Source organism: Marinobacter sp. 1-3A (assembly GCF_016597775.1).
Lineage (GTDB): Bacteria > Pseudomonadota > Gammaproteobacteria > Pseudomonadales > Oleiphilaceae > Marinobacter > Marinobacter xiaoshiensis.
In genome coordinates, this window is record NZ_VCGZ01000006.1 from 1 (window position 1) to 14,631 (window position 14,631).

A 14,631-nucleotide genomic window follows, 5' to 3' on the forward strand; every position below is an offset into this window, starting at 1 on the left:
GAATCATGGCGTTTTCTTCCGGTTTTTGGGCGAAACGGGGAGATTTATGGTGGATATTATACTCGAAACTCAAGCCAACTCATTGCTTTGTTTCAGTTTTTTGGTTTTGCAGGGACGACTACTTCTGAAAAAACGACCGATCATTCGTCCCTGCCAAAACATTCTTGCAGCTTCGATGCCGCCCGAATCAGTGGCCACGCGATCTTCGATTAGAGCTGCGTATCGAAACCCAATAGTGACAATAATAGGAAGAGGTATCAGGCCCAAAAAAAGGCTGGCGAAGCCGATGTATGCCGCGATGACAATACTTTCGTCAGTCATCACTTCGCACACAGTTAATATCAATCGGACGTATCCTAAAACAAACCCCAAGTAGCGCTAAAGGACAGCTCCGGCCACCAGAACAACAGCAAGAACCCCATACATTGCCAAGGCAGGTATCAAACACCAGGCCTGCCAACTTCTAGGCAAGGGCACATCCGGATCTCCGAGCAAAGCCGCTCTTTTTTTTAAGGGTGACACGCGGCAATTTCTCAGAACTATATACGCAAAAATATGGCTACTCCTTACCAAGCGGCCAATCACACCGTCGGACCAAATTGTCATTACACTAGATATGCTTCCCTCTTTCGTCGCTACAAGCTCCTCAACTTTGCGTACGTAAATAAACCCGCAAGTAACCATTACTAGAATCGGCAACAGACTGATAAAGATACCGCCATACACAATATAAGCTGCGATAATCCTAACTTCCTCAGTCAGCATTGTGCACCTCGTATATCAACTCTCCGGCCGAGGCTCCCAGCTCACCAAACACGTTGCCACCGACCACACTGCCTACACCTGAAGCAACAACTCCGCGCGCAATACCGCCAACGCCCACAGTTCCGACGCCAATAGCGACGCAGAGCAATGGGACAACGACAGCGCCAGCAGTTCCTCCAGCAACAGCTCCTACCAATCGCCCAGATTCAGTAAACCCAACTTGCTCGCACTGCTCCGCTCGACCAGCCGAACACGCCTCATAGATCTTATATCCCGTTAAGCCAACATCCAACGCTAGAGCCAATCGCCCTCCGTTCTCAATGAAACGAGCAGCACCAGAAACTTTTGTGTAATTCGTGCCATACCCCGGAATACCACCCACGCCCGAAGCCTTCCACTCATGAACAATGCTCTTGGACGACAACCCCAGCGCCCGCTTGAGTTTCGCATTATCATCCAGTGACATCCCTTTCTTGGCCACTTTACCAAGCGCGAAGTCCAGCTTGGTAAACAAACGTTGACGCTGCTCAAAGAACTCCGGATGGCTCAGCTTTCCATGCTTTCGGAAGGTATCCTGATGCAGAACCTCCAGTTCTTTCAATGTAGTGTTGATGCTCTTGATCTGTTGCCCAATCATGGTGGCCCCCACACCAAGACCCGTTGCGGCATTAGATGTCATCATTTCCAGCAGGTCGTAATGGTCGACAATGAATTGAGCTTCTTGCTCACTTAACTGACGAACCTCCTGGTTTACCTGTTGGGCAACTTCCATCAGGTTGTTTTCTTCAATCGTGCATTCAAGACTGTTGGGATCGGCGATCACAATCATTTCGCCAGGCAATATCCGGTTATTTAATCCGGGATTTAGGCGTTCAAAATTATCCGGTTTGGCAGACGCATCGCCATAGAGCAGTGTGAGTAATTCGTTTTTGCTCATTGGCTGACGAACAACGTGGAAACCAGGCTCACTCACCGTCGGATCCTGTTTGACGACAGGCTCACCAGTGGCTTTCTCAGCGGTGTTCAGGCTCGCAACAGGGGCGGACTGTTCTCGCTGTGTTCCCGTCTGACTGGGAGCTTTCGATGCTTCAGCGGTAGATGTGTTTTTCTCCGACAACGAAGCCTGTCTGGCTGCAGGTGCACTCCTGGCGGTTAATGCCATGGGCGTCACGCCAGAAAATGCTGCCGGCGCATGAATATCGCCAATGACCACCGACCCCGAACCAATCGTCACGCCACCACAAGTAATAGCACCACCAGTCACTGCTGCGGGCATGCCATTAATCAGCACAGTGCCAGAACCGGCAGCAATGGCGCGTGGGTGTGGAGGATGTTTCGGTTTGGAGTGAGGCGCCAATGGATCGCCCACTCGGGCGACTGGTTTGCCATCAATCAGTACATCGGGGGAGCCGGCTAGCACCGGCGTAGGCGGGAAACCTTGGTGATCAGAGCCCAAGTCTCCGAGAAGCACAACTGCTTTGCTCATGACGCATCCTTTGCGTTGTATTCATCCGTGAGGGCGCATTATAGCAGCTGCAGTATGGTTTCATACTCACGCTCTATTTTGGCGTGTGAGTCGTCTCTCAGAAATGCTGCGATCTTCTTACCCACCAGCGGCACATCGCAGCGCACACTCAGGGTCACATGATTGGTACAGGCATCATCTGAGCCTTCCAGCCTCATCATGCCTTTGATTTTTGCCGGCACGCCTTCAATGTGCACACGAAATTCGCAATGCCATTCGCCGTCACTTTTACGAAACCAGTGCTCTTCTTGCCGCACCTGGTTCCATTCACGGTGGAAGTGGGAAAGAAAACCTGGCACCTCCATGGAAGTTGTCATCTGCCGTTCAATAACCAGCTTTGCCGTAGTCTCGCCTTTTTCCAACTCTGCGACACGCACATTACGGGAGCCCAACAAAGCGTTTTTCTCAAGGATATGATCCTCGTTAAAGAAAGCCCCAAGCACTCGCTCAATGCCGGCCTGGTAGGGGTGGGTCAGTTGAACTTCCATCGTATATGCGCCTCTGTTTTATTGTGCAGGAATTGTCAGGGGGCAGCCAAGTGGGTGCATTGGCCATCCGGTCGATGGGTATTGGCATAGTAGTCAGTCGCCGCTGTTAACTGTATTATCACCCGAGGTTAACAGCCGCCACATTAACAGTTCAGAACCATCGCCTTACCGGAGACTCTCTATGCGCAATGCCGACCTCGTCGCCCGCGGCCTCAAATCTGTATGGCACCCCTGCACACAGATGAAAGACCACGAAACCTTGCCCCTGGTGCCCATCAAACGAGGCGAAGGTGTTTGGCTGGAGGACTTTGAAAACAACCGGTTTATCGACGCAGTCAGCTCCTGGTGGGTTAACCTCTTCGGCCATGCGAACCCCAGAATAAACGCAGCCATCAACAAGCAAATCAATGAGCTGGAGCATGTCATTCTGGCGGGCTTTACCCACGAGCCTGTGGTCAATTTGTCTGAACGGCTTATCGAAGTAACCCCCGAAGGCCTGAACAAATGCTTCTACGCTGACAACGGATCATCGGCCATCGAGGCTGCGCTCAAGATGAGCTTCCATTACTGGAAGAACCAGGGAAAACCCGGCAAAAAGAATTTTGTGAATTTGAGCAACAGTTATCACGGTGAAACCCTGGGTGCCTTGGCACTGGGCGACGTGGCTTTGTACAAGGACACCTATCAGCCATTGCTGATGGAAGTGCTGACCGCGCCCTCACCCGACGCCTACAACAAGGAAGAAGGCGAAGCCGACGAGGCCTATGCCCTGCGTCAGTTTGAAGCCATGGAAAAACTGCTGGAAGAAAAGCACGAAGAAATCTGTGCCGTTGTGGTGGAACCGCTGATCCAGTGCGCCGGCGGCATGCGCATGCACCATCCGATTTACCACACCAAGCTACGTGAAGCCTGTGACCGCTACGGCGTGCATTTGATTGCAGATGAAATTGCGGTGGGCTTTGGCCGCACCGGCACCATGTTTGCCTGTGAGCAATCTGGCATCACCCCGGATTTCATGTGCCTTTCCAAAGGCCTGACGGCTGGTTATCTGCCACTCTCCGTTGTGCTGACCACCGATACGGTTTACAACGCCTTTTACGATGATTACGAAACCCTGAAGGCCTTTCTGCACAGCCACAGCTACACCGGCAACCCCATCGGCTGCGCCGTGGCACTGGCCACTCTGGACATCTTCCGGGATGATAACGTGATTGAGAACAACCGCAGACTTTCGGCTTGCATGGCTGATTCCGTAGCTCACCTGGCTGATCACCCGAATGTTGGGGATATCCGCCAGCACGGAATGACTCTGGCAATTGAGATGGTGAAAGACAGAGCCTCGAAAACACCCTTCCCCTGGCAGGAGCGCCGGGGTGTTCGTGTGTATCAGCACTCTCTCACCCGCCAGGCCTTGCTTCGCCCCCTGGGTAATGTGGTTTACTTCATGCCGCCTTACGTCATTACTGAAGATCAGATACGCCATCTGGCCCAGGTTGCGACCGAAGGTATCGATATAGCTGTTAGGGACTGATCAAGGTACACACATGCGCATCCCCAGAATTTATACCGACTCGCCTTTGAGCGAAGGCTCTCATGCAGATCTGGATGAGAACGCTGCCCAGCATGTCGGCCGGGTGCTGCGCATGCAGCCAGGGCAAGCTTTGAGACTCTTCAACGGGGATGGCCAGGATTACCCTGCCACTATTACGGAAGCGAGCAAGAAGCGTGTTGAAGTGCTAGTCGCTGCGCCCGAAGCCAACCTTACTGAATCCCCCCTGTTAATCACCCTTGGTCAGACTTTGTCGAAGGGTGACCGCATGGATTACGCCATTCAAAAAGCGGTAGAGATGGGCGTGTCCCGAATCGTGCCGCTCACCACTGAGCGTTGTGAGGTAAAGCTTAAAGGCGACCGGGAAGACAAGCGTTTGCGCCAATGGCAGTCAATTGCCATAAGCGCTGCCGAACAATGCGGTCGTGCTCGTATACCGGAAATCCTGCCGGTTATGACCGTAGCGCAATGGCTGGAGCACAGTCGTAGCTGCGATTTGCGGCTGGTGCTGCACCACCGCACTGAACAATCACTGAGCTCTATGGCCAAGCCTGACAGCGTAGCCTTGATGATTGGGCCCGAGGGCGGTCTCACCGCCGATGAAATTGCCCAAGCGGAGAAGGAAGGGTTTTTGCCTGTGGCTCTCGGTCCGAGAGTGCTGAGAACAGAAACTGCACCCGTTGCCGCCATGGCTTTGTGTCAGTGGTTATGGGGTGACATGGCAGGCTAGATCATTCCGCCATCCCGGGAGGGCTCTCAGGTCATTGACAGCCGCGCACCTTCCAAACATGCTTCTGCCCGCAGACATAAACAAAAAAGCGAGTGCAACCTCCGGATGACAAACCTGTTTAGCAACCCCGAATTCTGGCAATACCTCAGTATTCCCATTATTGCTGCCCTGATTGGCTGGATCACTAACTGGCTTGCCATCAAAATGACCTTCTTTCCGCTAGAGTTTGTTGGCAAGCCCCCTCTGCTGGGCTGGCAGGGCATCATTCCCTCCAAAGCAGGTAAAATGGCCGCCATCGCCGTAGACGCCACTATTTCCAAAATCGGCACCGTGCGGGAGATTTTTGAACAGATTGACCCCAAAATACTCGCGGCTCATATTGTCCAATCTGTAGAGCCCCGCATCGAAGAGTATGTGGACGAAATGATGCTGCGGGAGTACCCGACGTTCTGGGAAAACCTCCCCGCTTCTGCCCGGAAAATGGTCTACGACCGGGTGCGCAAATCTGCACCGCAACTGGTAGACAACCTGGTCGACGATATCGCCAACAACGTAGAAGACCTGCTTGATATCAAAACCATGACCATTGAGAAACTGACAGCCGACAAGCAATTGCTGAACCGCATTTTCCTGGAGTGTGGCGACGCAGAGTTTCGCTTTATTGTGAATTCCGGTCTCTATTTCGGCTTCCTGTTCGGCCTTATTCAGATGGCTGTCTGGTACTTTTATCAAAGCTGGTGGGTACTGCCTTTCTTCGGCTTGATGGTGGGCTGGGCCACCAACTGGATCGCCCTGAACGTGATCTTCCGGCCTCTGCATGCCAAAAAGGTCGGCCCTTTCAAGATTCAGGGGCTGTTCCTCAAGCGGCAACCTGAGGTGGCCCATTCTTTCTGCCACATTATCACTCACGAGATTCTAACGGTTGGCAATATCATTGAAGCCATAATGGAGGGCCCAAAAGGTGATCGCGCCCGCAATATGGTTAAAAAGCATATCAAGCCGCTGGTTGATGAAACCGCTGGCATGGGCAAAGCTCTGACCCAAATGGCTTTTGGTCCAACCGGTTTTGCTACTCTGAAAAACCAGGTGGGCGAAAAGGCTATCGAAATATCAAAAACATCTTTCAGCAACCCGATGTTTGAGACTGACCGTGCCCGTGCTGTTGAAGCAATTATGGTGGAGCGAATGATTGCCCTCTCCTCCGAGGAGTTTCAGGATTTGCTTCGCCCCTGCTTCCAGGAAGATGAAATCAAGCTGATTCTTGTAGGCGCAATGCTTGGGTGTGCGGCAGGTGTCTGCCAGCTCATTTTTGTATTCGGTGGAGCGCTGGTGTAAATAGTCTACTGGCAGCAAAGGTTTAGCCTGTGCAATGCAGCGACGGCCCCCTATACTGCAAGTTACAGGCACGTACAGTTTCACGACTGATTCATTCGGAGGCAACGGATGCCAGGCTTTTTTTCCTGGGTAGCAGATTTTTTTAAAACTGAGCAACCCTCACCTCCTCCGGCTCCTGAGGCGCGACTGTTCAATCCTGCGAAAACTACTGAGCCTGCCGAATCAGCCGAAGACGCACAAAGCCTGACAATGCAGCTTGAAGAAAATCTCTTCTGCTGGTTACTCGACACCGGCCCCGCAAAGCTACGGGATGAGCAGTCATTATCTGAACGCGCCTTGCAAGAGCTGGAACACCGCCTCACGAACAAAAAGATGGAAGAGCTGCCACGGCAGCCCATGACGCTCCCCATGCTTATGAGAGCCCTCTCGGACGAGTCTGGCGATCGGCAGAAGCTGAGCCAGATTATTCTGGGAGACCCCTCTTTAACCAATCAGATACTGCAGATTGCCAACAGCCCTTATTTCCGCACCGGCGATCACACCATTGAGTCTGTCGACCAGGCCGTGTTCATCCTTGGTATTGATGGCATCCGGAATGTGATTTCAGCAGCTGTTATGCGTCCTATGATGGCAGCCCGAAATAGCCGGGAAGCACTGTTTGCCCAGCGTGCCTGGCAATGGGGCCTTACGTGTGCCCGTGCAGCAGAATTTATAGCAAAGCTTCGTGGGGAGGACGCAAGCGCCTGCTTCACCGTCGGCCTGCTACCGGCATTATCCTATATCACCCTCCGTAGAGAGCTTCAGCAGATATGCAAGGCTCAGCCTGGGGCTGGAGAGCCAAACGTGGTACTGGTTCGCACAGCTCTGGCACGCTATCAGTGGGTGGCTTCGCAGGTGATTGCCAGTGAGTGGGGGCTTCCGCCCAAATACCATGCGTACCTTATGTCTGCAGAACGCCCGGCGCCCGCTCGGGAAGGTACAACCCTGGTGGATGGCATGGTGATAGGCAGCCGAGAAGTATTACGTCATGCCCACCAGCGCAACCTGCCCGAGGAAGACCTCGAGAAAATCCTAAGCCTTGATACAGAACAGACAGGCCGCGTACGGGTAGCTTTGAAGGCCGCTCTCAGCGCTGGCGCTCGCGGTTAGCCTCTGCGCCAGGGGCATTTTTCAGCAAGACGGCAAACGTAGTAGATTCATTCTCCCGCTCTCCTTTGAGCAACTCAGGGGGGAACACCGGAGGCAGCCGGTCCACCACGCGATCCTCGTCGTGGCGAACGGCCTTCAGCACATCTCCCACCGTAATAAGATCCAGCGCCCGCCCCGGCACCAACTGATCACCCTGGCGGCCGGCAAGCGTGAGTATGCCGGCACGAATCAGCTTGTCACTTACTCCTCGCGTAACTTCTCCTGGCACTCGTAAGGATTGCTCCAGAACCTCCTGCTGCGGTGCTGTACTGCCCTCACTGAAGGGGCGAGCCACCAGCCACATCATGGCCAAAGCAATTTTTTCCTGAAGCTCTGGAGACAGTTGAACATGACTGCGCTTGGCAACCGAACCCGGGTTTTGCAAATAGAACGCGAGGCTGGCGCCCAAAAGCAGAATCATCCAGTTCAGGTATATCCAGGTCAGCATGATAATGCCGATCGCAAAGCTGGAATATATTGCGGCATACTTGGCTGAGCCTGCGACAAACGACGCAAACAGCATTCCGCCAGCCTGCCAGGAAACCCCGGCAACCAGACCACCAATAAACGCATACCGCAGCTTTACGCGGGTATTGGGCATAAACACGTATACAAAGGTGAAGGCGCCCACCACAAGAAAGAACGGCGTAAAGCGGCTGAGCACAAGAATCACTGAGCCAAATGGCTCAATGGCAATCAGCGTCTGCACAAAAGACGAAGAAAAAATCGTCGCACTTACGCCAATAGCCGATACCATTAACAGAGGCCCAACCATGATAACGCTCAGGTAGTTACTGAACCTCTGGGCCACGGAGCGCATCTCTGGCACCCGCCAGATCATGTTGAATGACCGCTCTATTTTCTGAACCAGCGACACCACGGTGTACACCAGTAACGCAAGACCCACAGAGCCCAGCACTCCCACCTTCATGTTGTCTACGAAGCCCAGTATGCGCTCTGCCATTTCAACGCCTTCAGGCCCCATAGGCTGAAAAAACTGAAACAGGAAAGGCTCCATGCGCTGATGCACACCAAGTGCTTTCAGCACCGAAAAACTCAACGCCAACAGCGGCACAATACTCAGCAGTGTGGTGTATACCAGGCTCATGGCGTGCAGGGTTAACTGGCCGCTGACGACATCACGTATGAGAGCATAAATGGAACGCCCGGCCTTGTATAACAGGGTCCAGGGCCAGGTTTGCGGCGGATTCGGGTTTGCAAGAATCCATGTCTCTGCTGCCTGGAGTCGTTCTTTGAATTGGAAAGAGGCCACTTTAGATCCTGTTGTTCCTGTTTTGTTCAGATTATCAGCTAGATATCCGATACCGCTCAAGTATGACTGATTAACAGTTTTTTGCGAGGCACTCAATTCGATATAACCACATCATCATTTTTCACTTCCCCTTATAACAACAATTCTGTAAAAAGATGCCTACCTAAGATATGTCGCTTAACCAACCGGGTCTTTACATGCGCATCAAATCTGCGTTAGGAGCTATAGCTCTCGCAACTCTCCCAACCACCGTTCTCGCAACCAACGGCTACTTCAGCCATGGCTACGGAACCATCAGCGCTGGTATGGCAGGCGCAGGTTCGGCGTTATCACAAGACAGCCTGGCAGCGGCGACCAACCCGGCAGGCATGGCGTTTGTTGGCAGCAGATCAGACGGTGGGCTGGAAATTTTCTCTCCTCGCCGGAGCTACACAGTTGAAGGTGGTGCCCCCAATACAGCGCAGACCTTCTATCTGGCGCCAGGTGCTGTATCCAGTGAGAACAAAGCCTTTTTCATTCCTCACTTCGGCTATAACCGTGATCTGGACAACGGCCACAGCCTGGGTCTGTCTATATTTGCCAATGGCGGCATGAACACCGAATACTCTGGTGATAATGGCGGGACGTTTGGAGGGGGTAAAACCGGAGTAAATCTGGAGCAGGTTTTCATTGCGCCCACCTGGTCCTGGGAGTTCTCTGAAGGGCAAGCTTTGGGCATTTCACCACTGATTGCCTACCAGCGCTTCAAGGCCGAAGGTTTGCGCAATTTTTCGGGCTTCTCCTCCAACCCGAACGCATTAACCAACAACGGCACCGATGATGCCTGGGGCTATGGCCTTCAAATTGGCTGGCAGGGGCAAGTAACAGAAACTCTTCGCGCTGGGGCTAGCTGGCGCACGATTATCGAAATGGAAGAGTTCAGCAAATACGAAGGTCTGTTTGCCGAGCAAGGTGGTTTCGATATTCCACAAATGTTCAACGCAGGCGTTGCATGGTCTGGCATTCAAAACCACTGGCTTCTGCTGGATGTTCAGCACATCCGTTACAGCGACATCAACAGCGTCGGCAACCCGATGATGCCTAATCTGATGCAAGCTCAACTGGGTGACGATCAGGGTGCCGGCTTTGGCTGGGACGACATGACCATCGTCAAACTGGGGTGGCAGTGGCAGCAAGACGCAGCTCAAACCTGGCGCGCCGGTGTCAGCTACGGCAAACAACCGATTCCCGATGAGGAAGTACTGTTTAATATCCTTGCACCGGGCGTTCAGGAGTGGCACTTCACCGGCGGCTTCACCCATCACTTCAGCGAAAGCCTGGAAGTGTCCGGCATGGCATTTTACTCACCACGTAAAAACGTCCGGGGCGATAACCCCATGGGCCCCGGCCAGGAAATTGAACTGGGTATGACCCAGATCGGTACATCTTTAAGCGTTGGCTACCAGTTCTGAGCTTAAAGCAGGCGGGCACCCCCGCCTGCTTTTACCAGGTAACCGACTTGTCAGACCCCCGTTTGATGATAGGGGTTTCACCTTCCCAAATGGCCAGACCAGACGCCAATTCTGTCAAAGACAGCTGGATGTAATACTCAACCTGCTGCTCTTTTCCTACCTTGTGATTACGCTGGAGAATCTTTCCTGAAAGGCTCAGGTCGGGCGCCTGGAGCGTGCCTTTGCGCTGCACGCCAGATTGATCAAACTCCTCGGAATCTCGCAGCTCTCGCGCCTTCATATTCATTTCATCTTCAGCACCGTTGAGACCAACAGCGGTGGTAGTCACAACCTTGCCTGAGCGCAGCAGTGATACGCGGATTTTCTTGGTGAGCTGGTCGGTATCAATGCGCTGCATGGTGTCGTTGGTTATGCGGCTTACCACCATGATGTAACGGCTGCCGTCCGGGTTGTTCACGGCACCGCTGGAAAGCATATCTTCTACAGCGTCGGTTGCCGCTTTTTCAAAGTCCCGGTAATCCATGGTCATTGCTACAGGACCATCGTCTGCAGCCGGGTCAATATAGCGGGTGGGCGCGGCACAGCCGGCCAGAACAGCAATACCGACAGAAATGGCAAGGGCACGTATCAACATTGGGTTTTCCTTCTTATTTAGGTTCACGAAGATGTAACTGGAAACTGGTGGCTCGGGAATGCGGAGCGGTCGCTTTAAAATAGCGGGGCTGGCCAGTTAGCAACGTCGCCTGGCGGTAGCTCTCGCCAACACCCTTCACCACCCTGCCAAGGTCATCGAACCAGGTAACCTTCCAAGCCAGCTCTGTATCTGATCTCGCTTCCACAGCAAACTGCACCTGCAGGAGGCTGCTGCCATCAGGCAGTGTCAGTCTCGATTTGAAGAGTTCTGTTACGTCTGCGGCATAGACCACTTCAGGATCGACCCTCAGCTCCTGACGGTCGATCATTGTAGTGTTGGTTTCTGGCTGAGAAGCGCAGCCCGCCAAACCAAGAACCAGCAAGCTGGCCAAGAATAACGATTTCATAACGAACATCCTGCTTTTCTGGTGTATTGATTACTTGATCTGTGAAACCCGTGAAGGTTCATGCTACTCGGGAAAGCGTGCAAAAGTCGCATTCGTTTTACCCTGCAAATCCATGATTATCACTGTTGCCGGTGCCTGAGCGGTCGGTCGTTTAACATACACCAGGGTGAAAGGCTGTTGTGGAACGTCCAGGTTACCCAACACCTCACCCCGATGACCCAGCAGTGTCAGGTGCCCATCGTCCGGGCGGTCGATGCGAGCAGCCTGCCAATGGTTAGGCAGGGCTTGCCAACTGCGCAGATCCGCCTGGGTTGTTGCAACAGTCAATACGGTCGCGAAAAGCTGGCCTATCGGGCCGAACTGATCAGCGGCTTCCTTTTGAAGAACTGCCTTGCCAATCGCCGATGTAACGGCCCGGGCCAACACCCCCGGAAAGCGCTCTTTCATTTCAGTACGAAACACCTTGCCCATATCCGAGATTCGTTCCGTTGTTGCCACTTGGCCAGAGGCGTTTGACACACCAATACTACCGGGTATAGCGGGACGTTCGGCGTATTCAGGCAACGCAATTCCAAAATAGGCCGGTACTTGCTGGTTGCCATGAAGCAATATCAGAGGCACATCGAGGCGCGACTCTCTCAAAACCGGGCCCAACCCGTTTTCATACACAACCCACACCTGTGATGGCAAGGCTGCAAGGCTCTGAGTACCGGAGGCAAGGCCGGTTGCCAAGTCTGCATCAGCCCGCAGCGCAGCGCTTTGCGGGCTCATTTCTGCCACCCGCTTGAGTGAGGTGGCGGCACGCTCATAGTCAGCACCGCCTTCGGCATTGGCCAGAAAATAGATGCCGTGTAGCCAGGTGCTTGCGGGTACAATAAATTCAGGGAACACAGACCAGGTCGACGATGAACCGTAGCGATTATGGACTGCTGACTGGAATTCCCTGCTCCCGAGACTGCTTTGCACCATAGAGGCTTTTCTGTTGCCGCTCTGAGCCTCACTTTTCAGAACGGCTTGCTGCTCCGCGATTTCCTTGCGAAAAAATTCAACGGCGCGCCGGGTACGATCATTGGCTCTGTTAAATTCCACTCTGGCATAGTCATTGTTGCCCTCAGCCAGGAACGCCAGTGCTTTGTATGTGTTGACGAGAACCGCCTCAGACATCAGCGCTTTGTAGTCGCGCTCGGAGTCGTTAACCATCACGGCCATCAAGCCTTCCACGGTGTTTTCAAACAGTCCCGCCGTGTCGAGGTTTTTCATTCCGTCTTCAGCCAGATCATAAGCCTTCACAGACTCACTGTTGCGATCAGTCAAACGGTACATTTCGCCCTGATGCAGCAATTCGAGCAGGTGCGCCCCGGAATCAACTGGCTTGTTTTCGGGTTGGCTAAAGCTCACCGCCTTCAGTGCAGAGTCGTAGTCCCCGGCAGCATAGGCTGAGTTGAACAAGGCTAGCTGGTCGCGATGCTGCGCTGTCGAACACCCTGAAAGCATGGCCGCCGCAACAACTACAAAAACTGCACACCAAGGTTTTATCAAACCGTCATACCCTGCAAACCATATCCCCCTGCCACTCTCTGTTGCTCCCCCGCCTTATGATCCTTCAAGAAACCGATGCAAGATTATGCGCGGTAATTTCCACAATCCGCTGCCGCGCTTCGCGACTGGCCCAAGCCGAGTGCGGTGTAACAATCAGATTCGGAATTCCATCGGCGAGTAAGGGATTACCATTTTGTGGCGGCTCCTCTGTCAGCACATCAAACCCGGCGCCGCCGATCACGCCATTACGAAGTGCATCGGCCAGCGCCTGTTCATCCACCAAACCTCCGCGGCTGGTATTAATCAGCAGGGCATCGGGCTTCATCATCTGCAACTCTCGAGCGCCAATCAAATTTCGGGTTTCGTCGGTGAGCAGGCAGTGCAACGAGAGCACGTCTACTTGCGGCAGCAATTCATCGAGGGGAATCCGCGGGTAGCCATCTGTCTCCCCCGCCGGCTGCCCGGGCCTGGCACCGAGTAATATTTTCATACCAAAGGCTTTGGCCCGCTCAGCAACGCCTTGGCCCAGATCGCCATAGCCAATAATACCGAGGGTTCGGCCTTCCAGTTCCAGGATCGGGTGATCCATCAGGCAAAACATGTCGCTTTTGCCCCAGCGCCCTGCCCTCACATCCCGGTCATAATCCAGCAGGCGTGTTGCCAGCGCCAGCATCAGTGCCATGGTGTGCTGCGCCACGGTTGAGCGCCCGTAATTCGTGACATTCAGCACCCGAACGCCGTGATCTTTTGCCGCCTTCAGGTCAACGTTGTTCAGCCCGGTAGCTACAACAGCAATGGTTTTCAGCTCCGGGCATCGTTCGATATGCGCCCGGGTAAGTACCACCTTGTTCACCAGCACCGTATCGAAGCCCCTAATTCGCTCAAGCACTTCACCCGGCGCTGTCGCGGCATGTTTCACTATGCCGCCGGCAACCTGCTCAATGGGGGTCAAATCGACATCGTTGCCAAGCGTAGTGGCATCAAGAAACACGGCTTTCATAGGTTTGTCCTTCGTCAATATGCGCAAAGATTAGGGTAGACTGAATCAAACGTCCAAGTAAGGGAGCAGCAACCATGGAACATGACTTTTGGCACGAACGCTGGAGCAAAAAAGAAATCGGCTTCCACGAAGGTTCCGTCAACAAATACCTGTACGACCATTGGCCCGAACTCTCTGGCGGCGGCACAGAGGGTGTTTTGGTGCCCTTGTGCGGCAAAGCTCACGATATGTGGTGGCTACATGATCGCGGGCACCCGGTCATCGGCGTGGAGCTGAGCGAAATCGCCTGCAAGGATTTCTTTGCTGAGGCTGGCGAGAAAGCCATGGTGCACCCAAGCGAGCCATTTACCACCTTCGAGCACGGCAGCCTGCAACTCTGGTGCGGTGATTTCTTTCAACTGGTGCCAGATGATCTGCGACACATACGTCTGGTATATGACCGCGCCGCCTTGATCGCCTTACCCCAGTCGATGCGCAAGCCTTATGTGGATCATCTTACGGCCGTCATCCCCGACGGCACACGCATTCTGCTCATTACTCTGGACTACAACGCAAAAATCACCGGGCCGCCATTCAACGTTAGCGACGATGAAGTTCACGAGCTCTACAGCGCTGACTATGACATCAAGTGTGTTCTTACCAACACTCTTGCCAGCGACAATCCATTCACCAAACGCAAAGGCCTTGCCAGCGCTACGGAGAGTGTTTTCCAGCTTACCAAACGCTGAGGCTGAGGCCATGGCAATAA

General features: G+C 53.6%; 14 protein-coding genes. 7 read left to right on the forward strand and 7 right to left on the reverse strand.

The window, feature by feature from the left end; translation table 11 throughout:
- The coding region (locus FE848_RS18715; protein WP_227715295.1) for a hypothetical protein at positions 1-213 on the forward strand (213 nt) is incomplete at its 5' end.
- 541 nt (positions 214-754) lie between these two features.
- Here FE848_RS18715 and FE848_RS10650 read toward each other — a convergent pair.
- A complete protein-coding gene (locus FE848_RS10650) occupies positions 755-2,251 on the reverse strand; it encodes a type VI secretion system PAAR protein (protein ID WP_200202796.1) in 1,497 nt (498 codons plus the stop codon).
- Positions 2,252-2,289: 38 nt separating this feature from the next.
- Positions 2,290-2,778, reverse strand: coding sequence for a DUF2505 domain-containing protein (locus tag FE848_RS10655; protein ID WP_200202797.1), 489 nt, complete (start codon positions 2,776-2,778; stop codon positions 2,290-2,292).
- A gap of 181 nt (positions 2,779-2,959) precedes the next feature.
- Here FE848_RS10655 and FE848_RS10660 point away from each other — a divergent pair, with 181 nt between their 5' ends.
- The 4 genes from FE848_RS10660 (at position 2,960) to FE848_RS10675 (ending at position 7,541) form a co-directional block, all read left to right on the forward strand.
- A complete protein-coding gene (locus FE848_RS10660; RefSeq protein WP_200202798.1) occupies positions 2,960-4,309 on the forward strand; it encodes an adenosylmethionine--8-amino-7-oxononanoate transaminase in 1,350 nt (449 codons plus the stop codon).
- A gap of 13 nt (positions 4,310-4,322) precedes the next feature.
- Positions 4,323-5,057: a 16S rRNA (uracil(1498)-N(3))-methyltransferase gene (locus FE848_RS10665; RefSeq protein WP_200202799.1), complete on the forward strand. Its 735-nt coding sequence runs from the start codon at positions 4,323-4,325 to the stop codon at positions 5,055-5,057.
- A gap of 105 nt (positions 5,058-5,162) precedes the next feature.
- Entirely contained in the window at positions 5,163-6,392 is a 1,230-nt protein-coding gene (locus FE848_RS10670; protein WP_200202800.1) for a DUF445 domain-containing protein, read from the forward strand.
- 108 nt (positions 6,393-6,500) lie between these two features.
- A complete protein-coding gene (locus tag FE848_RS10675; protein WP_200202801.1) occupies positions 6,501-7,541 on the forward strand; it encodes an HDOD domain-containing protein in 1,041 nt (346 codons plus the stop codon).
- Here FE848_RS10675 and FE848_RS10680 read toward each other — a convergent pair.
- Positions 7,519-8,853 (reverse strand): YihY/virulence factor BrkB family protein, encoded by a 1,335-nt coding sequence (locus FE848_RS10680; RefSeq protein ID WP_200202802.1) that lies wholly within the window; start codon positions 8,851-8,853, stop codon positions 7,519-7,521. The genes FE848_RS10675 and FE848_RS10680 overlap by 23 nt on opposite strands.
- A gap of 197 nt (positions 8,854-9,050) precedes the next feature.
- Between FE848_RS10680 and FE848_RS10685 the strand changes: the two genes are divergently transcribed.
- On the forward strand, positions 9,051-10,304 hold the full coding sequence (locus FE848_RS10685) for an OmpP1/FadL family transporter (protein ID WP_200202803.1): 1,254 nt from the start codon (positions 9,051-9,053) through the stop codon (positions 10,302-10,304).
- Between the two features lie 31 nt (positions 10,305-10,335).
- Here the strand turns inward: FE848_RS10685 and lpoB are convergent, their stop codons facing one another.
- The 4 genes from lpoB to FE848_RS10705 all read right to left on the reverse strand — a co-directional run bounded on the left by lpoB (position 10,336) and on the right by FE848_RS10705 (position 13,883).
- Positions 10,336-10,938: a penicillin-binding protein activator LpoB gene (lpoB, locus tag FE848_RS10690; RefSeq protein WP_200202804.1), complete on the reverse strand. Its 603-nt coding sequence runs from the start codon at positions 10,936-10,938 to the stop codon at positions 10,336-10,338.
- A 13-nt stretch (positions 10,939-10,951) separates the two neighbouring features.
- The gene (locus FE848_RS10695; RefSeq protein ID WP_200202805.1) at positions 10,952-11,344 is read right to left on the reverse strand and encodes a DUF1425 domain-containing protein; all 393 of its coding nucleotides are present in this window, start codon (positions 11,342-11,344) and stop codon (positions 10,952-10,954) included.
- A gap of 63 nt (positions 11,345-11,407) precedes the next feature.
- On the reverse strand, positions 11,408-12,883 hold the full coding sequence (locus tag FE848_RS10700; protein WP_227715297.1) for a COG3014 family protein: 1,476 nt from the start codon (positions 12,881-12,883) through the stop codon (positions 11,408-11,410).
- 64 nt (positions 12,884-12,947) lie between these two features.
- Positions 12,948-13,883: a D-2-hydroxyacid dehydrogenase gene (locus tag FE848_RS10705; RefSeq protein WP_200202806.1), complete on the reverse strand. Its 936-nt coding sequence runs from the start codon at positions 13,881-13,883 to the stop codon at positions 12,948-12,950.
- Between the two features lie 74 nt (positions 13,884-13,957).
- On the opposite strand from FE848_RS10705, the gene tmpT reads away from it, so the two are divergent.
- Positions 13,958-14,611 carry a thiopurine S-methyltransferase gene (gene tmpT, locus FE848_RS10710; RefSeq protein ID WP_200202807.1) on the forward strand — a complete coding sequence of 218 codons (654 nt, stop codon included), beginning with the start codon at positions 13,958-13,960 and terminating at the stop codon, positions 14,609-14,611.
- Positions 14,612-14,631: the final 20 nt, after the last annotated feature.